This window comes from Pseudarthrobacter sp. HLT1-3, from assembly GCF_059383535.1.
On sequence record NZ_JBWZCJ010000002.1, the window covers coordinates 261573 to 286415 of the forward strand.

General features: G+C 67.1%; 24 protein-coding genes. 15 read left to right on the forward strand and 9 right to left on the reverse strand.

Features of this window, described 5'->3' with window-relative positions:
• Nucleotides 1-82: 82 nt before the first annotated feature.
• Nucleotides 83-1822, reverse strand: a complete 1740-nt coding sequence (locus AC50X9_RS02915) for a CocE/NonD family hydrolase (RefSeq protein ID WP_494890000.1) — start codon at nucleotides 1820-1822, stop codon at nucleotides 83-85.
• 133 nt (nucleotides 1823-1955) lie between these two features.
• On the opposite strand from AC50X9_RS02915, the gene AC50X9_RS02920 reads away from it, so the two are divergent.
• On the forward strand, nucleotides 1956-2897 hold the full coding sequence (locus tag AC50X9_RS02920; protein WP_494890002.1) for an MBL fold metallo-hydrolase: 942 nt from the start codon (nucleotides 1956-1958) through the stop codon (nucleotides 2895-2897).
• Between the two features lie 106 nt (nucleotides 2898-3003).
• On the opposite strand, the gene AC50X9_RS02925 is transcribed toward AC50X9_RS02920, so the two are convergent.
• The 6 genes from AC50X9_RS02925 to AC50X9_RS02950 form a co-directional block, all read right to left on the reverse strand.
• Nucleotides 3004-4386 carry an MFS transporter gene (locus AC50X9_RS02925; protein ID WP_494890004.1) on the reverse strand — a complete coding sequence of 461 codons (1383 nt, stop codon included), beginning with the start codon at nucleotides 4384-4386 and terminating at the stop codon, nucleotides 3004-3006.
• A gap of 138 nt (nucleotides 4387-4524) precedes the next feature.
• A complete protein-coding gene (locus tag AC50X9_RS02930) occupies nucleotides 4525-5448 on the reverse strand; it encodes an alpha/beta hydrolase (RefSeq protein WP_494890007.1) in 924 nt (307 codons plus the stop codon).
• A 12-nt stretch (nucleotides 5449-5460) separates the two neighbouring features.
• A complete protein-coding gene (locus AC50X9_RS02935) occupies nucleotides 5461-6570 on the reverse strand; it encodes an FAD-dependent oxidoreductase (protein ID WP_494890009.1) in 1110 nt (369 codons plus the stop codon).
• A gap of 63 nt (nucleotides 6571-6633) precedes the next feature.
• On the reverse strand, nucleotides 6634-7587 hold the full coding sequence (locus AC50X9_RS02940; protein ID WP_494890011.1) for a phosphotriesterase family protein: 954 nt from the start codon (nucleotides 7585-7587) through the stop codon (nucleotides 6634-6636).
• Nucleotides 7588-7637: 50 nt separating this feature from the next.
• Nucleotides 7638-8621, reverse strand: a complete 984-nt coding sequence (locus AC50X9_RS02945; RefSeq protein WP_494890013.1) for a phosphotriesterase family protein — start codon at nucleotides 8619-8621, stop codon at nucleotides 7638-7640.
• 305 nt (nucleotides 8622-8926) lie between these two features.
• Entirely contained in the window at nucleotides 8927-9673 is a 747-nt protein-coding gene (locus AC50X9_RS02950) for a GntR family transcriptional regulator (RefSeq protein WP_494890015.1), read from the reverse strand.
• 112 nt (nucleotides 9674-9785) lie between these two features.
• Between AC50X9_RS02950 and AC50X9_RS02955 the strand changes: the two genes are divergently transcribed.
• The 5 genes from AC50X9_RS02955 (at nucleotide 9786) to AC50X9_RS02975 (ending at nucleotide 13931) form a co-directional block, all read left to right on the forward strand.
• The gene (locus tag AC50X9_RS02955; RefSeq protein ID WP_494890017.1) at nucleotides 9786-10259 is read left to right on the forward strand and encodes a MarR family winged helix-turn-helix transcriptional regulator; all 474 of its coding nucleotides are present in this window, start codon (nucleotides 9786-9788) and stop codon (nucleotides 10257-10259) included.
• A gap of 158 nt (nucleotides 10260-10417) precedes the next feature.
• Nucleotides 10418-11806, forward strand: a complete 1389-nt coding sequence (locus AC50X9_RS02960; protein ID WP_494890020.1) for an MFS transporter — start codon at nucleotides 10418-10420, stop codon at nucleotides 11804-11806.
• Between the two features lie 195 nt (nucleotides 11807-12001).
• Complete coding sequence (locus AC50X9_RS02965) at nucleotides 12002-12442, forward strand: protein-tyrosine phosphatase family protein (RefSeq protein ID WP_494890022.1); 441 nt, start codon at nucleotides 12002-12004, stop codon at nucleotides 12440-12442.
• A gap of 348 nt (nucleotides 12443-12790) precedes the next feature.
• A complete protein-coding gene (locus tag AC50X9_RS02970) occupies nucleotides 12791-13075 on the forward strand; it encodes a DUF1540 domain-containing protein (RefSeq protein ID WP_494890024.1) in 285 nt (94 codons plus the stop codon).
• A 115-nt stretch (nucleotides 13076-13190) separates the two neighbouring features.
• Nucleotides 13191-13931 (forward strand): Type 1 glutamine amidotransferase-like domain-containing protein, encoded by a 741-nt coding sequence (locus AC50X9_RS02975; RefSeq protein ID WP_494890026.1) that lies wholly within the window; start codon nucleotides 13191-13193, stop codon nucleotides 13929-13931.
• Nucleotides 13932-13933: 2 nt separating this feature from the next.
• On the opposite strand, the gene AC50X9_RS02980 is transcribed toward AC50X9_RS02975, so the two are convergent.
• A complete protein-coding gene (locus AC50X9_RS02980; protein ID WP_494890028.1) occupies nucleotides 13934-14365 on the reverse strand; it encodes a hypothetical protein in 432 nt (143 codons plus the stop codon).
• 112 nt (nucleotides 14366-14477) lie between these two features.
• Nucleotides 14478-15584 (reverse strand): GTP pyrophosphokinase, encoded by a 1107-nt coding sequence (locus AC50X9_RS02985; protein ID WP_494890030.1) that lies wholly within the window; start codon nucleotides 15582-15584, stop codon nucleotides 14478-14480.
• Between the two features lie 186 nt (nucleotides 15585-15770).
• On the opposite strand from AC50X9_RS02985, the gene AC50X9_RS02990 reads away from it, so the two are divergent.
• The 9 genes from AC50X9_RS02990 (at nucleotide 15771) to AC50X9_RS03030 (ending at nucleotide 24784) form a co-directional block, all read left to right on the forward strand.
• Nucleotides 15771-16565 carry an alpha/beta hydrolase gene (locus AC50X9_RS02990; protein WP_494890032.1) on the forward strand — a complete coding sequence of 265 codons (795 nt, stop codon included), beginning with the start codon at nucleotides 15771-15773 and terminating at the stop codon, nucleotides 16563-16565.
• A gap of 43 nt (nucleotides 16566-16608) precedes the next feature.
• Nucleotides 16609-18000, forward strand: coding sequence for a TrkH family potassium uptake protein (locus tag AC50X9_RS02995; RefSeq protein ID WP_494890034.1), 1392 nt, complete (start codon nucleotides 16609-16611; stop codon nucleotides 17998-18000).
• 4 nt (nucleotides 18001-18004) lie between these two features.
• A complete protein-coding gene (locus tag AC50X9_RS03000) occupies nucleotides 18005-18694 on the forward strand; it encodes a potassium channel family protein (protein ID WP_494890036.1) in 690 nt (229 codons plus the stop codon).
• Between the two features lie 77 nt (nucleotides 18695-18771).
• Nucleotides 18772-20121 carry a Na+/H+ antiporter NhaA gene (nhaA, locus tag AC50X9_RS03005; RefSeq protein WP_494890038.1) on the forward strand — a complete coding sequence of 450 codons (1350 nt, stop codon included), beginning with the start codon at nucleotides 18772-18774 and terminating at the stop codon, nucleotides 20119-20121.
• A gap of 222 nt (nucleotides 20122-20343) precedes the next feature.
• Entirely contained in the window at nucleotides 20344-21708 is a 1365-nt protein-coding gene (locus AC50X9_RS03010) for an MBL fold metallo-hydrolase (RefSeq protein ID WP_494890040.1), read from the forward strand.
• 61 nt (nucleotides 21709-21769) lie between these two features.
• A complete protein-coding gene (locus AC50X9_RS03015; protein WP_494890042.1) occupies nucleotides 21770-22774 on the forward strand; it encodes a carbohydrate kinase family protein in 1005 nt (334 codons plus the stop codon).
• 9 nt (nucleotides 22775-22783) lie between these two features.
• Entirely contained in the window at nucleotides 22784-23296 is a 513-nt protein-coding gene (locus AC50X9_RS03020) for a YbhB/YbcL family Raf kinase inhibitor-like protein (RefSeq protein ID WP_494890044.1), read from the forward strand.
• Nucleotides 23297-23574: 278 nt separating this feature from the next.
• A complete protein-coding gene (locus AC50X9_RS03025) occupies nucleotides 23575-24393 on the forward strand; it encodes an HAD family hydrolase (protein WP_494890046.1) in 819 nt (272 codons plus the stop codon).
• A 142-nt stretch (nucleotides 24394-24535) separates the two neighbouring features.
• Entirely contained in the window at nucleotides 24536-24784 is a 249-nt protein-coding gene (locus AC50X9_RS03030) for a hypothetical protein (RefSeq protein ID WP_494890048.1), read from the forward strand.
• Nucleotides 24785-24843: the final 59 nt, after the last annotated feature.

Below are 24843 nucleotides of genomic sequence, written 5' to 3' on the forward strand. Positions count from 1 at the left end.
GCGCTTTTGACTGCCAATCAGGTTAATTTCCACGCGGCTGCGGGGGATGCCTGGTCGTAACCGCAGCGGCCCCCCGCTGGGGTCAGTTCGCCTGTTCTTCCGCCGCCTTGCTCGTCGTGAACGGCAGGAGCAGCCGGGACGGGTGGGCGGCGTCGCGGTAGATCTTGTGGGTGACGGGCCGGCCCACCGGGAGGTGGAAGGCATCCGGCGGGAGCAGGGCGTTGTGCTCGTCGGCCAGCGGCTCGCCGTTGGACAGTTCCACCGTCAGCTTGTGACCGGGCTTGAAGGTGTTCGCGAACGGGTAGAGCCGCAGTACGTACTCCTCGATCTTCCCCGGTTCCACCGGCACCACACGGTTGTGCGGGTGGTGCGGGCTGCCCTCGGTGCTGCGCTCGTCGAGTTCGCGGTGCGAGGCCTTGAGGTAGCCGCTGGTGATGAGCTGGCGTTTGCCGTTGGGGGCGTAGTCCCACAGGCGGAGGATGAAGTTGGTGTCCGGCTGGTCGATCTCGGCGAAGATGTGCGCGGCGCCGGTGCCGATCATCTCGGTGTCCTCCTCGAAGACGGGGGTGGACCAGCTGATGATCTCGACCTTGTCGGTCACCGTCAGCGGCGCCTGGTAGAAACCGTCCGGCGCGGCGTACTCGGTGCCCATCGGTTCGGGTTCGGTGGAGAGCTTGTGCCGCGGGCGCAGGTAGAGGGCCTTGTGCTCGACGTCCTTCGGCGGCCACGCCTCGCCGGTCACGTGCTCGCGGGAGCCCTCCACAAAGACGCTGACGGCGGGTTCGTCCATGATGCCGTTGTCGATGCCCTTGATCCAGTAGTCGTACCACCGGAACATCTTGTCGTGTTCCTCGATGAAGGGGCGGGACTGCATCGGCGGGTAGGGGCCGATGTCCAGCTTCTTGGGTCCCTTCAGCGAATCGAACAGGTCGATCGTGCCGTCCATGGTCCAGCCGCGGCCCTGGTCGATCTGCAGCCAGACCGGGATGTCGATGTTCGGGGCCAGCGTGATCGGGTTGTGCTCCTTGTACCAGTCGCCGTCGAGCTCGTTCATCACGATGTCGAACCAGGCTTCGTGGTTCTTCGGGTAGTTCAGCACGTGCACCAGGTTCGGCCAGGCCGCGACGTCGGGATCCTCAAGCCGCTTGGCGACGAGCTTCGTCAGCTCCCCGGGGGAGTACTTCTCGATCATGCGGGACTTGACGCCGTCGGTGAACGCCCAGCCGGAGTCACCGCCGCGGCCCTCGCGGGCCGCGCGCGGCATGAACCACATGATTCCGCCGTGGTAGGTGGTTTCGTAGAAGTCGTAGTGGCCGCCGGAGACGAAGATCGCCTTCAGGGACGGCGGCCGCTCGGCCGCGGCCAGCACCTGCATGGAGCCGAAGTAGGAGATGCCGACCATGCCGACGTTGCCGTCGCACCACGGCTGCTCGGCGACCCACTCGATGAAGTCGTACGCGTCCTGGCCCAGCGAAACGCCGCCGGCGTTGTAGTTGCCGATATGCTCGCCGCCGGAGTGGCCGGAGCCGCGCAGGTCGCCAATGACGTGGACGTACTCCTCCTTGACGATGCGGGCGATGTCGCCGGCCTCGATGCAGCCGTCCCACATCGGGCTGGGGCGCCGCTGCGGCGGGGTGGTCAGGGCCAGCGCCTGTAGTTCCTTGCCGTACGGGCTGAGCGCCACCAGTGCCGGGCGCGGCTTGTCCTCGGGGCCGTGGTAGGCGTCTGCGGCGAGCTCGACGCCGTCCCGCATCGGGACGCGGAGGTCCTTGCGAATGGCGATGGGCTCCCCACCGGCATTCCAGGTCGTGAAATCAGTCATGAGTGTGTAACTCCTCGTCAACGTTCGAGTGCCAGGTGTCGCGCCGGCTGACATGCTCTCCGGAGCGTGACGTAATCATATTATTATAATAAAGTAGGGTGTGCAAGAGCACGCAGCCGTTGAGGAGAGAACGATGACGCAAGAAGTGAAAGTCCATCCGCTGGTGTCGCCCTGGGGCCGATTCGGCCTCTACAGCTTCTTTATCGACGCTCCCGAACCGGCCATCGTCGACACGGGGATCGCCTCGTCGCCCGCCGAAGGCATGATCCCCGCGCTGGAGAAGCTCGGCCGCAACATCGAGGACGTGCGCTGGATCCTGCTGACCCACGGCCACATCGACCACCTCGGCGGCGCGCACGCGCTGTGGGACCTTACCGGCCGCCGCGCCAACGTCGTGATCCATGAGGCCGACGCGCCCCTGCTGCGTTCGCGCCGCGCGCACGTTGACCAGTACGTGGACGTGCGCCAGCAGTACATCGACAACCCGAACGCCGTCGAGGAGCAGCTGAAGGCAGCGAACCATGTCATCTCCGGTGAGCTGGAGCCGACCATGCTGGTGAAGGGCGGCGAGAAACTTTCCCTGGGCGGGGACGTCACCGTGTCCGTGCACCACATCCCGGGCCACACCGCCGGGTCCGTGGCCTACGTCGTGGACGGCCAGCGATCGGTTTTTGTCGGCGACGCCGTGCAGATCCACGGGGCCGCCAACGGCTTCCCCGGTTACGAGGATCCGGCCGCCTACCGCTCGAGCCTGCAGTACCTGCGCGACGAGGTCCGGCCCGGGCACCTGTACCTGGGCCACCCGTACCGGGGTGCGGACGGCGTGCCCTACGGCGTCGAGCTGGACCGTGAGGCGGCCCGGAATGCCCTGCAGGGGAGCCTGGACCTTGAGGCCAGGATCGACGACGCCGCACGCCGGTACCTGCGCGGCGGCCTGCAGGAAACCGACTCCGTGTACTCCCCGTTTGCCCCGGTGGCCGAGGAACTCGGTTACACGGGGGATCCCACGCTGGAGCCGTCGCCGTTCTTCACCACGCTGCACGGCTACCGCAGGCTCTTCGACCAGGGCCGCTGAGGGCCACTGACCAGGTTGAGTCCGTAGGTTAAACCAGAACGGCGGCACGCACCGAAGGGTGTGTGCCGCCGTTCTGTTTCCTACGGGGCCGACGTCGGACGCTGCCTTACGGGGCTGCCGTCACGGTGTCCCTGGCGGGATCCTCAACGGTGCTGCCGCCCGGGCTGATTTGTCCGGTCGGCCGGGTTGCCGACTTGGCGGCTAGCGGAACGAACGTGAAGGCCAGCGCGGCAAAGAGACCCGGGATGGCGAAGAAGAGGAAGTTCATCTGGACCGGCAGGGCGAGCGTCAGCAGCACGCCACCGAAGGTCGGTCCCACGATCGCCCCGAGCCGGCCCACGCCCGAGGCCAGCCCGATCGCCGTCGAACGCATAAACGACGGGTAGTACTGCGAGACGAAGGAGTAGGAGATGTTCTGGGCGCCCATGGTGCAGGCGCCGGTGATGAACACCAGCACCAGCAGGACCGCCATGTTGTTGCCGAAGCCCAGCAGCGTCAGCGAGACCGCCGAGATCACGAACATCGGGATGAGGACCTTTTTGACGCCCCACTTGTCGGCGAGCTTGCCCAGTACGAGGGTGCCAACGATGGCCCCCACATTGAGCACGATCATGAAGGTCAGGCTGGAATCCAGCGCATAGCCCGCCTCGATCATCAGCTTGGGCAGCCAGGTCGATACGCCGTTGATCATCAGCAGGCACATGAAGAAGGCGATCCAGATCATGATCGTGCCCAGCGCGCGGTGGTTCCTGAACAAGGCACCCACGGGGCTGCCTGCTTCCTTCTCCTGCAGTCCGCTGAATTCCACGTCCGCCGGAAGGGCCGCTTCGGGGTTCACCTTGGCGAGGGCGGAGCGCAGTTCGGTGAGCCGCCCCTGTTCCAGGAGCACGGCGGGGGAGTCCAGCAAGTACTTCATCATGAACGGCAGAAAGAGCAGTGGAAGGACGGCAACAAAATAGACGACATGCCAGCCGAAGGCGGGAAGCAGCAGCATGGAGACGAAGGCCGCCAGGATGCCGCCCACGGAAAAGAAGCACATCACGACGGCGACCAGGCTGTTGGCGCGTCCCTTCGGAGCGTAATCGGTCAGCATGGCAATCAGGCAGGGCAGGATGCCGCCGATGCCCAGACCGCCCAGGAAACGCAGCACCGAGAACTCCAGCGGTCCGGGCGCGAACCCGCACAGGGCCGAGGCGACCGAGAAGAGGATAACGCTGGCCGTGAGCACCCGCTTCCGTCCGAGCCGGTCGGCCAGGATCCCGAAGACGACGGCGCCGACCATCATGCCGAAGATGCCGTAACTGCCGATGGCGCCGGCCGCGACGGGACCCAGCGACCACTCCTTCATCAGAACGGGCAGGACCGACCCGTAGACGACCAGGTCATACATGTCGAAGGTGATGATGAAGCAGGCCCAGAGCAACATTCCGGCGTGGAAGCGGCTGAAGCGCGCCCCGCCGATGAAATCCCTGATGTTGATGGTTGTCATGTCGATGGTTCCTAGTGATTTACGGTGCCCGGGGTGGGCGTGGATGAGGGTTTGCTGCGGAGACAAAACGGCGGCACGGGTCGGGGAGACTCGTGCCGCCGTTGGGTGGGGCGGAGGGGGCTGGGCCCCGGGGTGGACTCAGTCCTGGTGCAGGAACTCTGCCGTCTCCTGGAAGGCCCGGTGGAACTCCGGGATCCAGGAGAAGTTCTGGACGAAGCCGTGGTTGGCTCCCGCATAGCGGCTGACCGTCGTCTTCACGCCGGCCTCCGTCAGGCGCTGGCCGTAGAGTTCGCCCTCGTCGCGCAGCGGGTCGTGCGCGGCCGTGATGACCAGGGCGGGCGGCAGCCCGGTGAGGTCCTCGCGCTTGATGGGCGAGACGAGGGGATCCGCCGGATCCGCCCCGCTCTCAAGGTAGAAGGAGTTGAACGGCAGCAGGCCCGCCGTCTCCAGCCCGTAGCCCTCAGCGTTCTCCCGCATCGAGGCGTAGCGGTCGACGTCGAAGTCCAGGTCCAGCGACGGGTAGAACAGGATCTGGTGCGTGATCCGGTTGAACCCGTCATCGTGCGCCTTCGCGGCGACTGCGGCGACGAAGTTGCCGCCCGAGCTGTCGCCGGCGATGGCCAGGCTCTTCCCGTCCCATTTGAGGGACTCGCCGTTCTCGGCGGCCCAGCGGACCACCCCGTAGCAGTCGTCGAGGCCGGCCGGGAAGGCGGACTCGGGGGCCAGGCGGTAGCCGACCGAGATGACCTTGTGGCCGGTTTCCTTGGCCAGCGACCGGGCGACGTGGTCGTGGCTGTCCAGGCTGCCCAGGAAGAACGCGCCGCCGTGGAAGTACACCAGCACGCCGTAGGTGTCGGCCTCGACCGGGGTGTAGATCCGCACCGGGACGTCGCCGGACGGCGTCGCCGCCGTCAGGTCCTCGACCGCGTGCAGCGGCAGCCGGTCCGCGGGCAGGGCGACCTGCGCGGCCTCGCCGGCGCGCATGGCCGCCGGATCCAGCGGCGAACCGTCCGGTGCCGGCAGGGTGCTGAGGATCTCGGCGATCTGCGGGTGAATAGACATCGTATGACCTCTTTACTGGTTGGCCGGGAACGCTGAGTCCACGGCGTCGGCGTGCCAGCCCTGGCGCGACACACGCTGCAGCTCATCCGTCAGCGGCTTGCGGGTGGCCTCGTAGATGGACAGCGCGTCCTTCACGGTGTCGCCCTGCAGCAGCGCGTCGGCGAGGCCGCCGGCGTCGAGGATCGCCGAGTTCGCGCCCTGGCCCTGGTGGTGGAGCATCGCGTGGGCGGCATCGCCGAGCAGCGCGACTGAGTCGGTGTGCCACGAGTCGATGGAATCGATGTCGAAGACCGAACGGCTCGTCACCTGGCTCAGGTCAAGTTCCCTGGCGACCTGGACGATCCGCTCGTCGAAGCCGTCCAGGATCTTCACCAGATACTCGGTCGAGATTTCCGGCGCCCACGAGCCGTCCTCGGACGGGGCCGTGATGTCGAACGAGAGCTGCCCGCGGTGACGCAGCGGCAGGTTGTAGGCGATCGTGCCGTTCTGGCCCATGTAGAAGCGCGGGTTGTCGTCGGTCACCAGCCCGTGGGCGTCGTCGATCGAAATGACCGCGCGGTAGGCGTGCTCGCCGGAGAAGACCGGCTCCTTCTGCGAGAACAGCTGGTTGCGCACCGTCGAGCGGATGCCGTCGGCGCCGATGACGAGGTCGGCGGTGACCACCTCGCCGTTCTCGAAGGTCAGCGTCGCGTGGTCGCCGTTGTCCTCGATGGTCTCCAGCTTGTAGCCGAGATGCACCATGCCCTCAGGGAGCACGCTCAGCAGGGCGTCGATGAAGTCCCCGCGGTGGATCATGCGGTTGTGGTTGACCTGCTCGTAGGCGTGCAGGAAGGGCCACTCCTCGTTCGCGAGGACGTGCTGACCGTCCGCACTGAGGATCTCGAGGTGGTCGCTGGGCGAGCTCACCGCGGCGATCGCGTCGAAGATGCCCCACTGGCGGAACAGCTCGACCGACGGCGGGCGCAGCCCGATGCCGGCGCCGACCTGGGCGAGGGCAGACGCCTGCTCGTAGACGTGGACGTTCTCCGCGCCGATGCTCTGCAGCGCCTTGGCCAGGGAGGCGCCGCCGTAGCCGCCGCCGATGATGGCAATCTTGAGGTTCTTGATCTCTGAAGTCTTCATGAGTTGGTTCGCTTTCTTGACCCAGGGCGGACCTGGAAAATTTTTGGGTGGGGTGGTCGTGGATCAGGCTTGGAGCGACAGGAAGTCGGCCGGGTTGTCCTCGAGCAGGAGTTTGATGGTGGCGTCGTCGATGCCCGCCGCGCGCATGTCGGGGATCATGTCCTCGAAGATGTAGTTGATCGTGTGGCCCTTGACGCCCGGCCAGCCCAGCGGGCTGCAATTGGCGTCGGCCGAGACGAGGAGTTTGTCCGCGTAGCCCTTGTTTACGAGGTTGACGAAGTGCTCCATGCGTTCGGCGCGCTTGCGGCCCCAGAACGGCGGATCAGGCAGCTCGAGATCGTAGCCGAAGGTGTCGAAGCCGATGCGGCCGCCCTGCTCGTAGATCCAATCGTGCGGCGTGATGGGGGCGTTCAGGCCGTCGTCGGCGTGGCCGAAGAGTACACGGTCCAGCGAGAGGCCCTCTTCATTGAAGATGTTCACCGCGGGTTCGGGGTCGATGGCCAGGTGGGTCAGGATCGGGGCGCCGGTCACGACGGCGGCGCGGGCCGCGGCCCGGTAGATGCGCTTGTCCAGGTCCGTCATGCGTCCGCCGCGGCTCACTCCGACCTTGATGACGCCGGCCTTGGCACCCGTGTCGCCGATGCCGACGGTGATCTCGTGGATGAACACCTTCGCGAGGTAGTCCACTGTTGCGCAGGAGAAGTGCGGCAGGGCGGTGTCGCCACCGACGAAGCCGGTGCAGGCCACAATGTGCACGCCCGTCTTCTGGGACAGGGACTTGTAGTAGTCCACGTCGCGGCCGTTGCAGATGCCCGTGGCATCCACGAAGGTCCCGCCGCCGTATTCGCGGAATTTCCGCAGCTTCGGCACGGTCTCCTCGTAGGCCTGCTCAGGGGTCTTCCACCACCTGGTGTCCAGTTCGGACCCGGGCATGCCGTACCCAATGTGTTCGTGGACCGCCACGATTTCCAGTTCTTCGGCCGGGATGGTTCCCAGCACGGTGTTAACCTTTGTCATTCGTTCACCTCAGGGGTTCGAAAGCTTGTTGTGTGTGGGCCGACGCGTGCTTAGCGCACGGTCAGCAGGTTGCGCGGGTTGTCCACGAGGATGCGCTGGGCGTCTTCTTCGCTCAGGCCTTGTGCCTTGAGGAAAGGTACGAACGTGGACACGACGTGGCTGAAAGGCAGGTCGTAGTCCGGCTGTCCCTTGGCCACGCCGATCGAGTTGCCCGAAAGGATGATCTTGTCGCTGTGTCCGGCCGCGACCAGCTTGAGCACCAGTTCGGCGCGGTCGTTATCGGTGAGGTAGTCCGCATCGTCGTTCAGACCCACGTGGTCCAGGCCGACGAACGCTCCCCGGCCGGCCGCCTCGAGGGCGGCGCCGGCGGCGTCCTTGCGGTCCAGGCCGCCGACAAGCACCCGGTCGGCCGGGAGCTTTTCGTCCAGCACGACGTCGAGGTCGTGCAGCGCGTCGGCTCCAAAACGGATGGACACCGGGACGCCGGTGTTCAGGGCGGTTCGCGCTGCGCCCCGGAACAGGCTCTCCTCGGTCGGCGTCATGCCGGCCCGGTCGGCCGTGGTGGTCACGAGACCCGCTGCGGCGCGACGTTCGACGCGCGGTACGACCATGCCTTCCGTGACTTCCTTGGAGAAAAGGTCGGCGAACTTCTCGGCGGGCCACGGCGTCGGCGGGTTGGTTTGCGGAGTCAGGAAGTAGCCGCCGAGTGTTTCCTCGGGTCCCATGCCTGTCGAGGCGATGATGTTCACGCGGGTGGAGCGCGACAGTGCCTCGTAGAGTTTCAGGTCGCGGCCGTGGAACATGCCCGTGCTGTCCACGATCGTCTTTCCGCCGTGGTCGCGGAAGTCGTTCAGCTTTCCGGCCAGGATCTCGAAGATTTCCGCCCGGTCCATGCTGATGTCGGGGGCATACTGGGCGCCGGGGACCACTGAGAGCAGTGCCTCGTGGACGGCAACCACACCCAGTTCAGAGGCCGGGATGGGGCCAAGGACCGTATTGACGGTCTTGGTGGTGACAGTCGTTGTAGCCGTCATTGGCACAACCTTTCGTCGGCGTCACGCCATCGTTGGCGTAGCGCGGTGGAAGGATCATGCACCGCGCGACCTCTGGATTGAGTCCTCGCCGATCTCGGTGCAGGCGGTGGTAAGCAAAGGAGACGATGCACCGGGGAGCCTGACGTCCGCCCGTAGGCCGTAGTGGACTGCCCGTGAATGTGACCTTGATTACCTGTCTACTAGATTTACACGTTGTATAGCCAAAGTCAATAAGGAAGTTGCCTGCACGGTGGGATCGCGGGTGCCGGAACCCCCGGGTTCGGGGCGCTGACCTCGACGGCGTCCTACTGGCGAGTGCTGAACCGGTACTTGAATTTCTCGGCCTGGTGCACCGCGGAACGCCACCCCGCGGGCCGGTCGCCCGTCGTGAAAAAGATGGTCTCGATGACGAGCAGCGGGCTCCCCTTGCTGACTCCGAAGGTCGCCGCCTGGCCGGCGGTTGCCGCCGTCGCCCACGCTTCGTGTTCGGCCCGGACGAGGGTGATGCCGAAGTCCCGCTCCAGGCGCCTGAAGGCTGAGCCCTCGTCGTCGAGTTGCGCGGCCGTGGGCCGGAAGTCGTCAGGCGCCCGGATGTAGACATCGGCTTCGACCAGAGGCTCGTCTTTTTCAACCGAGATCAGCCGCGTGAAATGCAGGAGCCGCTCGCGGGACTCAAGCCCCAGGAGGTCGCGGATCCGGGCAGGCGGCTCCACCCGCTCGACGCCGGAGACCTTCCCGGTCGGATGGCGACCGGTCTCGGAGAGGTACTCGTACAGGGCCCCGGACCGGACATCGGCCGGGCGCTCTACCCGGGCGCCCACAACCGGGAACGTCCCCTTGCCCTGCTTTCGGTAGACGTAGCCCTCGCTGGCAAGCTCCAGGAGCGCCTGGCGGATGGGTGCCCGGCTGACGTCGAACCGGCCGAGCAGCAGCGCCTCGGTCATGGGCTTCGCGGGATCCGCAATTCCCTCGGCGACCTCCTTGCGGAGAATCTCCTTGATCTGCCGATAGAGGGGTACCCCGGACGAGGGATCGAGCTCGCCATGTGCCATGAGTCTTTTGTCCCTCTGCCTCGGTGATTACCGGTTGTCCCTGGTCCGGCCTCCACTATGCCATCGAAGCGGGACGGAGAGGCCAGTCCTACCCGAAGCCTATGCTTATGGAATGGAAAGTGTTGGTGCCAATGAAGGACCGGCGACGGCTGTGGACCACCGGTCCCTTGCCGTCGCAATGATCGACATTTCCTCGGATGTCCGCCGGAAGTCGCTCAATGACACCGGCGTCCGGCCGCTCTCCAACGGCGTCCTGGAAATCCTCCGGGTCATCGAAAGCCACCCCGGCATCACTGTCGCGGAAGTCGCTGGCCGTCTCGGCCGGCAGTTCAGCAATGTCAGTGTCCAGCTCCGTGAACTGGTTGCCGCGGGCCTCGTTACGCGCGCCCGTGACGCCGCCGACAAGCGTTACGTCGCCCTGTATCCCACGGCCGAATCCCAGCGCATCAAGGCAGTCCTGGAAGGTGCCTGGGCCGAAGCGCTCGGCTCGGCGAGTTCCCGGCTGCGGCCCGAGGAGCGCGCGCAAATCGCTGCCAGCCTGCCGGCCCTGCAGCGGCTCGCCGCAATGCTGGCCGAGCCCGAGTAACCGAAATCACCCCTCAAGCCCTCAACCTTCATGCGCAAAAACTAGTTATACTTTTGTAAGTATTATTACTTTGAAGGGTGAAAATGGGCGTGGCGACACAGGTAGCAGATGCAGGCGTACAACAGGGCACTAGACCCAAAAACCAATGGTGGGCCCTGGTGTTCCTGGCCCTCGCACAATTTATGGTGGTGCTGGACGGCACGATCGTAAACCTCGCGCTGCCTCGTCTTCAGATCGAGATGAGCATCAGTGACGCGACCCGGTCCTGGGTGGTCACGGCCTACGCCCTGGCCTTCGGCGCCTTCCTGCTGCTGGGCGGACGAATCGCGGACTTCTGGGGCCGGAAGCGGACGTTCATCGTGGCCGCCGTCGGCTTCGCCGTCGCGTCCCTGATCGGCGGATTCGCGCAGCAGCCGTGGGAGCTGATCGGCGCCCGCGCCCTGCAGGGTGTGTTCGCCGCACTGCTGGCCCCCGCAGCCCTGGCCCTGCTGACCGTCGCCTTTCCGGGCGGAAAGGACCGCGGCACGGCGTTTGCGATCTTCGGCTCCATCACCGGTGTCGGTGCCGCCGTCGGCGTCCTGCTGGGCGGGTTCCTGACGGAACACGTGAGCTGGCGCTGGTGCTTCTTCGTGAACGTGCCGATCGCCATCATCGCCCTTGTCGGCGTGTGGTCACTCGTCGGTGAGAGCAAGGCGCAGGGGTCCACCAAGTACGACTGGCCCGGCGTCTTCCTGGCTGCCCTTGGCCTGGGGTCCCTCGTGTACGGCTTCACCAATGCCGAGCGCGGCTGGGATGCCCCCGAAGCCTGGGGCTTCATCGCCGCCGGCGTCATTCTGATGGCGCTGTTCGTCCTCGTGGAGCGCAAGGTCAAGCACCCGCTCCTGCCGCTGCGCGTGGCCACCGAGCGCAACCGCGGAGCTGCCTTCCTGGCCTCGTTCCTGGCCGGCGCGGTCCTCATTGGCGGCATCCTGTTCATCAACTTCTACATCCAGATTGTGCTTGGCTTCGCTCCGTTCCTCGCCGGGCTGGCCTCGCTGCCGATGACGGTGGCGTTGATCATCACGGCAGCGGTCGTCGCGAAAAACCTGCCGAAGCTGGGCGCCAAGATTCCGACAGCCGTGGGCCCGGTCTTCATGGCGGCTGCAATGCTCTGGCTCACCCAGGTCAGCGCCGAGGGAAGCTACCTCGTCAACATGCTGCCCGCGTTGATTCTCCTGGGCATCGGCCTGGGGTCGGTCTTCGTTCCGATGCAGAACCTCGCCCTGTTCGGCGTCGACAAGGATGACTCCGGCGTGGCCAGCGCATTGGTCAACGCCTCCCAGCAGATCGGCGGCTCCCTGGGTATCGCCCTGTTCAGCACGATCGCTGCCGCCGCGACGGCCGGCGGTGCCTCGCTGGTCGCCATCTCGTCCGGCTACTCGATGGTCTTCCTCTGGGCCGCCGGCGTTGCGATCCTGATCGCCCCGATCGCCCTGCTGCTCATCAACATCGACCGCAGGACGTTCACCGGGACCGAAGGTGACGCACCCGTGGTCCATCTGGGCTAGCCTGACGGCCCGATTCGGGCGCGGCGGCGGCTTGAGTGCGCGCTCCTGCCCAGTTGCAACGACCGCTAGAACCCGCCCCTTGGATCCGCCGGGCTTTTTGGTCTGCGGCCGGAAGATCCCGGGCGTGGGATGGGGAGCAACTGGGCTGCAACGCGGCCGGTGCGTGCTGCCGACGGAAGGACTACGCTCGGGAACATGACGCAGACCTGGGATCCGGGCCAGAGGGGAGTCCTTGAGTTTCCGTCCGGCCGGCTAATCCGCGGCCGCGCTCTGCTCCGGCCGTTTCCCGCCGGACAGCGGCCTGAATTTGGCCTGTACCTGTTGGGGCGGCGCCCCACACCGACGCCGTGGGATTCGCGCTGGGTCCGCTGGCGGGACCTGCGGATACCTGCCGACGACGCCGACACCCTGGACGCGCTCCGGGAAGCCTGGCGGCGTGCCGAGACGGAGCGTGTTGAAGTTGCCTGCTGGGGCGGCCGTGGCCGGACCGGCACCGCCCTGGCATGCATGGCGGTCCTGGACGGTGTCCCGTCTGCAGAAGCGGTGGCCTTCGTCCGCGCCCGCTACCGCCGGGGCGCCGTGGAGACACCGTGGCAGCGGAAGTACGTCGCCCGGTTCCAAAACCCAGACGCCTGATTGGGTAGCCGGGACTAGATGCGGGATCCTGCGCCGGCCGATCCCTGCGCTACGTCGCGGCTCCTGCGACGCGCCCTCCCCGCCGCGACGCGCCCTCCTCGCTGCGACGCGCCAAATATCTGGCGCGCCGGTATTCTGGCAGCGCTCGGACTTCCGCGCCTCGCAGACGCGAAATGGCCGCGCCGGCTGCGCTTTGGCGGCCTTCCTCCGGCAGGGCCTGCCCGGTCGAGTGCTCGCCCGCTTCGGCATTAGGTCACACAATTGGGTCTTTTTGATTGCTGCGGAGCGGCCTAGCGTGGGCACATGGGTCCGCCCGGCCGGGGCGGCCGAACCACGGAGGGCTATCCAATGACGACACACGTGGCCGACTGCAGCGTGAGCAACTGCTCCTTCAACGACCATTCCAACTGCAATGCCGCCGCCATCACCGTCGGCGGTGCCGAAGACCATGCCTCCTGCGCCACCTTCATCGATATCGGTGTGCATGGCGGGCTCCCCAAGGTGCTTGCCGATGTCGGTGCCTGCCAGCGTTCCGAATGCGCCCACAACGACCATTTGATGTGCAAGGCAACCGAGGTCCATGTGGGTCCAGGGGCCGACAACGCCGACTGCCTCACTTACGCCCACCGGTAATCCGCGCAGGGGAACAGGGAAGCAGGAAGCGCGCTGGGGACCTGCCAGCCATTCCCGCGGGGTTTGGGTAGTCTCGATTGCGAGAACCTATTCCCTGAACCAGGAGAACCTCCGCATGGCTGCCGAAAGTCCCACCATTCTTGCCACTTCCGGGGGTTACAAGCCTGGCGAGCGGACACGCCTGGAATTCAACAAGCTGGCTCATCACGCCGTGGACTTGTCCGGTGTCACCGGGCGGGCGCCCAGGGTCGCCCACGTTGGAACCGCCAGCGGCGATCAGCGATGGTTCAACAACGAGATCAGCGAAGCAGGAAACGTCGCCGGCTTCGAGCTCACGCATCTGAACTTGTTCACCATGCCCAACGTCGCCAACGTCGAGGAATACCTGCTCGGCCAGGACGTCGTCTGGGTCAACGGTGGCTCCGTGGTCAACCTCCTCGCTGTCTGGTGCGCCCATGGGCTCGACGCGATCTTCCGGCGGGTATGGGAGGCAGGAGTGGTGCTGGCCGGGGTTTCGGCCGGTTCGATCTGCTGGTTCAACGGCGGAACGACCGATTCGTTCGGCCCCGAGCTTCGCGCCGTGGACAACGGGCTCGGCCTGCTGCCCTTCGACAACGGGGTGCACTACGACTCCGAAGCCGCACGCCGGCCCCTTGTGCACCGCCTGGTGGCGGACGGAACTTTGGGCGAGACCCATTGCACCGACGACGGCGTGGGCCTGCTTTACCGGGGAACGGAACTGGTCGAGGTGGTCACGGAAACGCCGGGCAAGGCCGCCTACCGGGTGCGCCTGGACTCGCCCGACGGCTCAGACTTTGAAGTGCGCGAGGAGCGGCTCGAGCCGTTTGAGCTCTAGGGTCACCGGCTCACTCGGCCGGCGGCGTCAGTGGTCCCGGTAACCCCGCGCCTTAACCGGACGAAGGCAGCCACCGCAGCGGAAATGCCGAGGACACAAAGGGTTGTGGCGGCGAGCTGTGCCGCCGGGTACCCGTCCGTGGCTATTCCCAGGGCAACGGTCAACGGGAACCAGATGACGAGCCATCCGGCAACGACCGCGGCGGTTCGGGGCAGGGATGGCCCCGCGCGTCCAATCCAGACGCCGAGACCTACGGCGCCGGTTGTCAGGCCGCCAATGGTCATGGCTGCAAGACCCAGCTGCGCCAGCCCGGGGTCGGCAACGGATTCGATGGCGTAGATCCGGACGGTCTCCACAATGCCGGTCAGCAGCGAGAACAGCCCCACCGCCGCCAGCAGCGCATCCATGATCGTCGTCCGCGTACTCGGGGTCATAGTTCCAGAACCTAGCATCCGTGGACCCGATTAGGGCCTGGGCCGCCAGGCCCTCGCGGCCCTCGCCCTCAACATCACGCCACGCTGTTCGCAACGTCCGGAGGAACTACACCTAGCTCTGGGTCAGGCGATAGCGCTCGATCTGCTTGAGCCGCCGCAGGAGGCTGTCGCGCCGCGGGTGCGGGACAGCGTCGGCCGGTTCGGCGGTGAGGTCGATGTGTTTGGTGCCGTACTGCCAGAGCAGCAAGTCATCGAGGAGCCGGTCCGGGCCGGGGGAGTAGCGGTGGTCCAGGGCCTGACGCACCTCGGTGATCCGGTTGGCGCTGAGCAGTCCGGCCAGCTGCACGGTCTGGTTCAGGCCGTGGGCAGCCATCAGCTCCGCGGCCCAGCCCCAGTCGTCGTCGACCTTCCGGTCAACGTGCGGGAGGAGCGTGCGCCAGACGTCGCGGATCCGGTTCGGGGTCAGCTGCGCGGCGCCTTCGCCGTCCATGTCCCAGTAGCTGCGGACCTCTTCGTAGCGTTCGTGCAGGTCAGCGAACGCCCCCTCCACGGTTTCCAGCATGGCGGCGGTGGCGGTGAACTGCCGGTCGAAGTGCGGGGTCCAGGCGCGCGGATCCTCGGCCTTGAAGCGGATGTCGTGCTCGATCTCGCTCCAGGCGTGCGCGAAAACGGTGCGGATCTGGCATTCGAAGAAGTAGCTGCCGTTCGGCGGGACCTCCGGGTTAAAGGTCTGCTGGTACTCCTTGACGGCCTCGTTCTGGATTGTCCGCAGGATCAGGTGGCGGCTGGAATAGCCGTAGGTCCCCGACTCGATGGAGCCGATGTCCTTCTCGCGGTCACCGCGGCAGTCGAAAAGCTGCCGCTGGCGCTTGATCAGGTTGGCCACCACCGCGTTTTCCGTCGGCAGCTTCGTGATCACCCGGATGCCCACCATGTCGTTCAGGGTCCGGAACGGATCCGGGAACTTCAGCACCGGTGCACCCCCCGGTTCCAGCGGGTCCTCCGTGCGGGAGATCTTCTCGCGGAAGGATTCGACCGTTTTGGTGCGGCCCGTGACGAACAGCGGAGTCACCTCCGTTCCCTTGAGCATGGTCCGCAGCGTCAGCAGGACCTCGCGGGTGACCAGTTTCAGGGCAGGGCGCACCCGCTCGTAGAGTTCCACGTTTTCCTGCACGGATTCGCGCAGGTTCGGGTCCAGTCGATCCCAGTTGCTCGCCATGCGTCCAGCTTACGGCCGGGGTACGACGGCGGCGGGCAGGGCGCCGCCTTACACGGCGCTGCGCGGTGCTCAAGGTAGGCTCGGCACATGGCTGATGCGCGGCGTCGCGCTGTGATCGCGGCCGCAACGACGGTGACTCCGGGGGCAGTCTCCGCCGCCCGTACACCTGGCCCCAAGGAGGACAGAGTGAAGCGGCATAAGTACAGCTACGGCGACGACTCCAGCCAGTGGGGGGAGCTTTTCCTGCCGGAGACCGCTGCAATCAAGGGTGTGGTCGTGGTGATCCACGGCGGCTACTGGCGCTCGCAGTACGGCGCGGAACTCGGCGAACCCCTGGCCAAGGACCTCGCGGCGCACGGCATGGCCGCCTGGAACCTGGAGTACCGCCGTGCCGGCAACGGCGGCGGCTGGCCCCATACGTTCGCGGATGTGCTGGCCGGCATCGACAAGCTCAGCGAGATTTCCGGTGAACACGGGATCGGCCTGGAGCGGGTTGTGGCGCTGGGACACTCGGCCGGCGGGCACCTGGCGGTGTGGGCGGCGGGACGAAACCGCCTCGCACAGCTCGGCGCCCCCGACGCGGACCGCCAGCTGCTCCGGCGTAACGGCGAGCACGCGGTGCACCTGACCGGCGTCGTCAGCCAGTCCGGCCTGCTCAACCTCGCGGAGGCCGAACGGCTCAACCTCAGCAACGGAGCGGTCAGCAACCTGCTGGGCGGGTCCTCGGAGAAATACCCGAAACGGCATAAATTCGCGGACCCGATGAGCGCGGTGCCGCTGCAGATTCCCGTCTATGCCGTCCATGGCACCGACGATGACACGGTTCCCGTGAGCCAGTCCGACTCCTACGCCGCGGCAGCCAAGTCCGCCGGCGCCCCCGTCCAACTCCTCAAGGTCCCCGGCGACCATTTCTCCCTGATCGATCCGAAGGCCGCCGCTTATCGGAAGTGCCGGGAACTGGTGCAAATCCTGCTCGGCTGAGTCGCCTCCGGTGCGGCCGCAACCCGGTGGTAGCGTGGCCCCTATGCAAGTAGAAGTCCCCGCCGTTCTGCGCCCCCTGGCCGCGGGCTTCACCAAGTTCCTCCGGGCGTTTGCGCCGCGCCACCCCGCCCAGGTGATAGTCCTCGGCTTTGCTGCTGCAGTCGCCGCAGGCACCGGACTGCTGCTGCTTCCGGTGGCCACGGCAAGCGGGGGCGGGGCCAGCCTGCTGGAGGCGCTGTTCACCGCGACCTCCGCGGTCTGCGTAACCGGGCTGATCACCGTGGACACGCCGGTGTTCTGGAGCGGTTTCGGGCAGGTGGTCATCCTGGTCCTGATCCAGATCGGCGGCTTCGGCGTGATGTCCTTCGGCACGCTGCTCGGGGTCCTGACCGCGCGCAGGCTGGGCCTGAGGTCACGGATTTCCGCCGCCGCCGAGACCAAGAGCAGCGGGTTCGGTGACGTCCGCCGGGTGCTGGTTGGAGTCCTGCTCATCAGCCTCGCGGTGGAGGCCGCGCTGACGCTGATCCTCACGGTCCGCTTCATGGCCGGCTACGGCTATCCGCTGGGCGAGGCGGCCTGGCACGGGGTGTTCCACTCCATCTCGTCCTTTAACAACGCAGGCTTTGCCCTGTATTCGGACAACCTGATCGGCTTCGTCGGTGACCCCTGGGTCTGCCTGCCGATCGCAGCCGCCGTGATCATCGGCGGACTCGGGTTCCCGGTCCTCTTCGAACTGGGCCGGCAATACCGGCGTCCGATCCACTGGAGCATGAACACGAAACTCGTCCTCGTCGGCTCCGCCATCCTCCTCGCCGGCGGCACCGTCTTCCTCACCGCCGTCGAATGGGCCAACCCGGCAACGCTCGGTGGACTCCATCCAGTTGAACGGGTGCTGGCCGGCTTCTTCCAGTCCGTCATTACCCGCACCGCAGGCTTCAACAGCATCGACATTGCCCAGATGAACCCGGTGTCCTGGCTGGGCATGGACATCCTGATGTTCATCGGCGGCGGCCCGGCCGGTACCGCCGGCGGCCTGAAGATCACCACCTTCGCGGTGCTGTTTTTCATCCTCAGCACCGAGCTTCAGGGGGGAACCGCCGTCAATATTTTCGGCAAGCGCCTGTCCCGCGCCGTGCACCGCCAGGCCATCACCGTCGTGCTCCTGGCGATTGCCCTGGTCACCGGCTCGACGATGTTCCTGATGCTGATCACGGACTTCGGGCAGGAGCGAATCCTGTTCGAGGTCATTTCGGCCTTCGCCACGGTCGGGCTGTCCACCGGCATTACGGCCGCGATGCCGCCGGCCGGACAGCTAGTGCTGATCCTGCTGATGTTCGTCGGGAGGCTCGGCCCGGTGACGCTCGGCGCGGCCCTGGCCCTGCGCGAACGACCCCCGCTCTATGAATACCCCAAGGAAAGGCCCCTCATTGGCTAGGAACATGTTCTCGTCCCATTCCGCTTCCGTTTCCGCCACAGCCAGGGCGTCATCGGTCGTGGTCATCGGGCTGGGCCGCTTTGGCGGTTCGCTGGCCCTGGAGCTGGAGGCGCAGGGCACCGAGGTGCTCGGCATCGACGCCAACGAGGAAATCGTCCAGTCCTTCAACGGGCTCCTCACCCATGTGGTCCGGGCGGACTCGACCAAGGAAGAGGTGCTGCGCCAGCTCTCGGTCCATGAATTCGACCGGGCGGTGGTCGGAATCGGCTCGGATATCGAAGCGAGCATCCTCACGACATCCCGGATCCTGAAATTCCAGCGCCCCCAGATCTGGGCGAAGGCCATCAGTGAGCCGCACGCGGAGATCCTTGGCCAGCTCGGCGTCGAGCACGTCATCCGGCCCGAACACGACATGGGCAAGCGCGTCGCGCACCTTGTTCTCGGTTCAATTCTTGACTACGTGGAGTTCGAGGACGACTTCGTCATGGTCCGGACCAGTCCGCCAACCGTCGCCCGCGACCGGCCCCTGGGGGTCCTCGGCCTCCGGGACAAATATGACATCACGATCGTCGCTGTCAAACGCCCCGGCGGAAAATGGGGCCACACGACGGCGCAAACGGTGCTTTACGACGACGACCAGATCATCGTCCAGGGCACCAAAGCCAAGGCCGAACGGTTCAGCACAATGGCCTGACCCACTAGACTGGGTGGCAGGTGCGCCGGGAAGTCTGGTCGGCATAGATCTGTCGACCCAAAATTTAGGACTCCCGCATGAGCCCCACGCCATCTCCCGCCCCGCCGCGTCTGACAATTTTTGGCCGCGGCAGCTACGCCGAATCCCTCCGGATCGGCGAGATCCTCCGCAAGGAGACCGTTGGCGGCGCCCTCCTCGTTGCCGCCGCGGTGATCGCCCTGATCTGGGCCAACTCACCGGTTTCCGAGAGCTACTTCGCCCTGAGGGACTTCAAATTCGGCTACGAACCGTGGCACCTGGATTTGAGTCTGGGGACCTGGGCGGCCGACGGGCTGCTGGCGATTTTCTTCTTCCTCGTAGGACTCGAACTCAAGCGTGAATTCATCGCCGGGGACCTGCGCCAGCTGGACAAATCGATCGTTCCGGTCGCTGCGGCCGTCGGCGGGGTCGCCATCCCGGCGGTGATCTACACCCTCGTGAACCTCGCGAGCCCGGAGACCCTGCGCGGCTGGGCCATCCCCACCGCCACCGACATCGCCTTCGCCGTCGCCGTGCTGGCCATCATCGGCTCGCACCTTCCCAGCGCCCTGCGGATTTTCCTGCTGACCCTGGCCGTGGTGGATGACCTGATCGCCATCACGATCATCGCCGTCTTCTACACCAGCGACCTCCAATGGATGCCGCTGCTGCTGGCCCTGGTTCCGCTGGCCCTTTACACCTACCTGGCGCACAAATACCGGCGCTTCTTCGGGATGAAGGCTCCCGCTGCCTGGCTGATCCTCCTCCCGCTCGGTGCCGTCACCTGGGCTCTCGTGCATGCCTCGGGCATCCACGCGACGGTGGCGGGCGTGCTGCTCGGGATCGCCATCCCGGTGCTGCGCTCCCAGGCCAGCGGCGGCCCCGCGGCCGGCCCGGGCCTCGCGGAGATCTTCGAGCACCGGTTCCGCCCGATCTCGGCCGGCGTCGCCGTCCCGATCTTCGCGTTCTTCTCCGCCGGCGTCGCCGTGGGCGGAGGAGCAGGACTCGGCTCCGCGCTGACCGGCCCGGTGGCCGTCGGCATCATCATGGCTCTGGTTCTCGGCAAGCCGATCGGCATCATGGGCACCACCTGGCTGCTCACGAAGGTCACCAAGGCCCGGCTGGACACCAGTTTCAAATGGATTGACGTCTTCGGAGTGTCCCTGCTGGCAGGAATCGGCTTCACCGTTTCGCTTCTGGTGGCTGAGTTGAGCTTCGGCCACGGCAGCGTCCACGACGACCATGCCAAGGTGGGTATCCTCGCCGCCTCCATGCTGGCCGCCCTGCTCGCCACGCTGGTGCTGAGGACCCGGAACCGGCAGTACCGGCAGGCGGAAGAGGCGGAGAAGGTCGACTCGGACCACGACGGGATTCCGGACGTGTACCAGCAGGACCCCACCACCCGATAGGCCCGACGGCGGCGCCGGGACACCCGACGCAGGCCGGCCGCCGGTGCCGGGACGCCCGACGCCGGCCCGGCAGCCCGCCGTCGACGTCGGAAGGCCCGCCGTCGCCGCCGGAATTCCGCAGCAAATCGAGGCTTGCATTCATACCCTGGGGGGTTTGATCATGGAGGTACGCAGCCCGGCGGCCATCCGGCCATGGCCTGCGAGGCACGCCAGGAGGAAAGCATGGACGTCATCGTCATCGAGACCACACAGCTCGGGGACCGCAGCTACCTCGTCCATGACGGCGCCGTGGCGCTGGTCATTGACCCGCAGCGGGACACGGACCGCGTCGAAGCGGCCGCCCGCGCTGCCGGCGTGACCATCACGCACGTCGCCGAGACCCACATCCACAACGACTACCTCAGTGGCGGGCTGGAACTGGCCAGGGCGCACGGTGCGAACTACCTCGTGAATGCTGCCGATCCGGTGAAGTTCGAGCGGCAGCCGATCACGGACGGGCAGTCCGTCCAGGTCGGCTTACTGACAGTCAAAGCGGTCGCCACGCCTGGCCACACCCACACCCACCTGTCCTTCATCGTCGACGACGGCGGGCAGCAGGCGGTCTTCTCCGGCGGAAGCCTGCTCTACGGCTCGGTCGGACGCACGGATCTTGTCGGCGCCGGGGACACACTTGGCCTCACACATGACCAGTACGCCTCCGTGCGCCGCCTCGTCGGGGAGGCCGTGCCCGAAGCCGCCCTGTTCCCGACCCACGGCTTCGGATCGTTCTGCTCCTCCGGTCCTGCCAGCGGCGCCGGAGCCTCCACCATCGGGGATCAGCTCACCAGCAACCACGCCCTGACGGACCCGGACGAGGACCACTTCGTCCAGGAGCTCATCGCCAACCTCACCGCCTATCCCTCCTACTACGCCCACATGGGTGTCACCAACGCCGCCGGTCCCGGTCCCGCGGACCTGGCCGTGCCGGAATCGCTCGACCCCACGGAACTCACTCGGCGCCTCGCGGACGGCGAGTGGGTCGTGGACCTCCGCCGCCGCGTGGCCTTCGCCAGCAACCACCTGCTGGGCAGCGTGAGCTTCGAATACGGCACCAGCTTCAGCACCTACCTGGGCTGGATCCTGCCCTGGGGCGAGCAGCTGACCCTGGTGGGGTCCCGCGGCGACGTGGAAAAAGCCATCCGCGACCTTTCCCGGATCGGTATTGAATCCCCGGACGCCGCCCTCGGGACGGACCCGCACACCCTGGCGCCCCGCGCCGCGCTCGCCTCCTATCCCCGCGTGGGCTGGGACGGGATGCTCGCGGGCCGGGCTCCGGGGGACACCGTCATCGATGTGCGCCGTGCCGACGAATACGCCGTCTCACGGGTGGCCGGGGCGGTCAATGTCCCGCTGCACGAACTGCTGCGGCAGCTTAATGCCGTCCCCGCCGGAACGTTGTGGGTGCATTGCACCTCCGGTTACCGCGCCGGCATCGCCGCGAGCCTGTTCCAGCGGGCCGGCAGGGATGTGGTCCACGTCGACGCCAAATTCGCCGACGCCGGGCCTGCCGGAATCGCGGTGGACAGCGCCCCGCTCTCCCCGGCCTGACCAAGCGCCTCCGCTCGAATCACAGGGGGCGCCGGAACCTGTTCTCTGGCAGAGTATGAGCATGCTCACAGTTATTGGCGAGGGCCTGGTCGATGTGGTCCAGCGCTCCTCCGGTGTCCAGGCCCACGTCGGTGGCAGTCCCCTCAACGTTGCCGTCGGGCTGGCCCGGCTGGACCACCCGGTGCAATTCATCGGCCGCTACGGCCGCGACCCCTACGGCGAAGCGGTGGCGGCCCACCTCAAGTCCAGCTCCGTACTGCTCCCGGTCGGCCCGGACGAGCTCCCCACGTCCGTGGCCACCGCCCTGATCGACGACGACGGCGCCGCCAGCTACACCTTCGAGCTCGCCTGGGAGCTGCCCGGGCTCGCGGAGCGGCTTCCGTTTATGCTGCAGGCCACGACGCTGCTGCACACCGGCTCGATCGCCACGATGCTGGCTCCGGGGGCGGCCGAGGTGCTCAACGCCGTCGAACATGCCCATCCCATGGCGACCATCAGCTTCGACCCCAACTGCCGGCCCAGCATCATCACCGACGTGGACTACGCCCGCCGGCAGACGGAAAAGTTCGTCACCCTGGCCGACGTGGTCAAAGCCTCGGACGAGGATCTCGAGTGGCTGTATCCCGGAGTCGATCCGCTGGATTCGGCCCGGCGCTGGCTCTCGCTCGGCGGCTCGGAGGGCCCCGCCATGGTGGTGGTCACCCGCGGCGGCCAGGGTCCCTGGGGCGTGAACGGCGCCGGCGAGGCGCACTTCCCGGCTCCGGCCGTGAACGTGGTGGACACTGTCGGCGCCGGGGATTCCTTCATGGCCGCGCTGCTGTCCGCAGTCGTGGACCTGGGCCTGGACGGGGCACAGAACCGCAAGGATCTGCGCGAGCTCTCCGCCGAAACCCTCCGCGAACTTCTCGCGCACGCGGCCTGGGCCGCCGCGGTCACCGTTTCCCGGGCCGGCGCGAACCCGCCCGGCCGAGCGGAACTGAACCGGATGGAGCTCGGCTCACCGGCCCCGCACCCCAGGGAAACCGTGGGCAGCGACCCCGAAAGCGCAGAACTCCCCAGCAACTGAAAGGCAGCCATGGCACACCACGATGCCCCGTCCTTCCGCGTCAGCAGTGAGTCGTTCCAGGACGGCCAGACCCTGCCGGCCGCCCAGCGCGGCGCCTCCACCGGCGCCGGGGCCAAGGACGAGTCGCCGCAGCTGAGCTGGAGCGGCGCCCCGGCCGGGACCCTGAGCTACGCCGTCACCGTGTTCGACCCGGACGCCCCCGGCCGCGGCGGATTCTGGCACTGGGCCGTTCTCGACGTCCCCGCCGACGTCACCTCCCTGCCGGCCGGCGCGGGATCGCGCCAGACCGGGCACCTGCCGCCTGGTGCTTTCCAGCTGAAGAACGACGGCGGCAGCACCGGCTATATGGGCGCGGCGCCGCCCAAGGGCCACGGCCCGCACCGGTACGTCGTCACCGTCCACGCCCTCGATGTCGCCCATTCGGGACTCGACGCCGGAGCCCGCCCGGCGAAGCTCGAAGCGCACCTCGCCCCGCACACCCTGGCTAAAGCAAGCCTGACCGGCATCTACGAGCGCCACTAGGCACCGAGGGCCACCCCTGCCGCCGCCCGCCGGCGCGCCCACGCCCACGCCCGCCGCCACACACTCCCGTCCCGCCTCACCCGCGCCGCCGCCAGCCCAGCACGCCGACGAAGACCCGGCACGCCTCACGCGATTTCGACGATGACCCGACGGCCCTGCACCGCCCCGGAGCGCGCCACCGCACCGCCCCGGAGCGCGCCACCGCCCCGCCCCGCCACCGCGCCGCCTCGGCCCCGGCCCAGGAACCCGCCACCGCACCGCCCACGTAGACTGGCAGTATGCGGCTGGTAGCAAGTGACATTGACGGAACGATCCTCGGCCACGACGGCAAAATCAGTGACCGGACCGTCCGCGCGTTCCACGCCTGCCGCGACGCCGGCGTTGAACTCGTCTTCGTCACGGGACGCCCGCCACGCTGGTTGCACCCCCTCCAGGAGCAGCTGGGCCACGCCGGCACCGTGATCTGCTCCAACGGCGCCGTCGTCTGGGACTTGGAAGCGGACCGCCTGGTCTCCGCCCGGGGCCTGCAGCTTGATGCCGTGTTTGAGGCCCGCCGCATCATCCAGCGGCTGCGCCCGTCCGCGCTCTTTGCCGCCGAGACGTTGACCGGCTTCCACCTTGAACCCGGGTTTATCGAGGACGGCTCCAGCAGGCTCCTCGCCGAGTACGCCCCCGCGCCGCTGCACACCACGCTCACCGCGGCGGACTCCGTGGTGAAGTTCCTCGCCATAGTCCGGGAAGGCACGGCCGACGATTTCCTGGCCGAAATCACGCCCGCCGTCGCCCACCTCGCCGCGGCAACCCACTCCGCGCCGAACATGCCGCTGCTGGAACTCTCGCTGCCGGGCGTCAACAAGGCCGTCACCCTGGCCGAATATGCGGCCGCCCTGGGGGTCGACTCCGCCGATGTGGTGGCCTTTGGGGACATGCCCAACGACATCGAGATGCTGCGCTGGGCCGGCGACGGCTACGCGATGGCCAGCGGCCACCCCGAGGCCATCCTCGCCGCCGGGCAGCAGGCACCGCACTTCGACGACGACGGCGTCGCACAGATCCTCGAGGCCAAGCTCGCAGCCCTGGGCATCCGGCTGCCCTGAGCGGCCTCTGGCCTTCCCTGACGGCCCGCAGTAAGCCGCCCCGCACGGACAACGGACTCCCAGCTGACAGTCAACTAATGTTCACCTTCGCGCCCTACGCTGGAACTTCACGACGGAACAGCTGACTTACGGTGGGAAAATCATGGCTAAGTACCGCACGGACAAGACGGACGACGCCCCGCTGCGCCGGGTGACGCCGGACGAGCGATGGAAGAGCCTGCGGCAGGGCGACCGGGTCAACGTCAGGTTGGCGCCCGGCTACGAAACTGAGGGACTGGTGGACGCCATCACGGAGGACCACACCGCAGTGTGGGTGAACCTCGACGGCGGCCGCGGCCGCACTCTCTTGCACTGCAGTGACGGCGTGGAAATCCTCCCGCCCGCGAACTGAGCCGACCTCCGCCGCCGGACTGCGTCCGTTCACCGGAGCGTGTTCACCGCTACCGGACT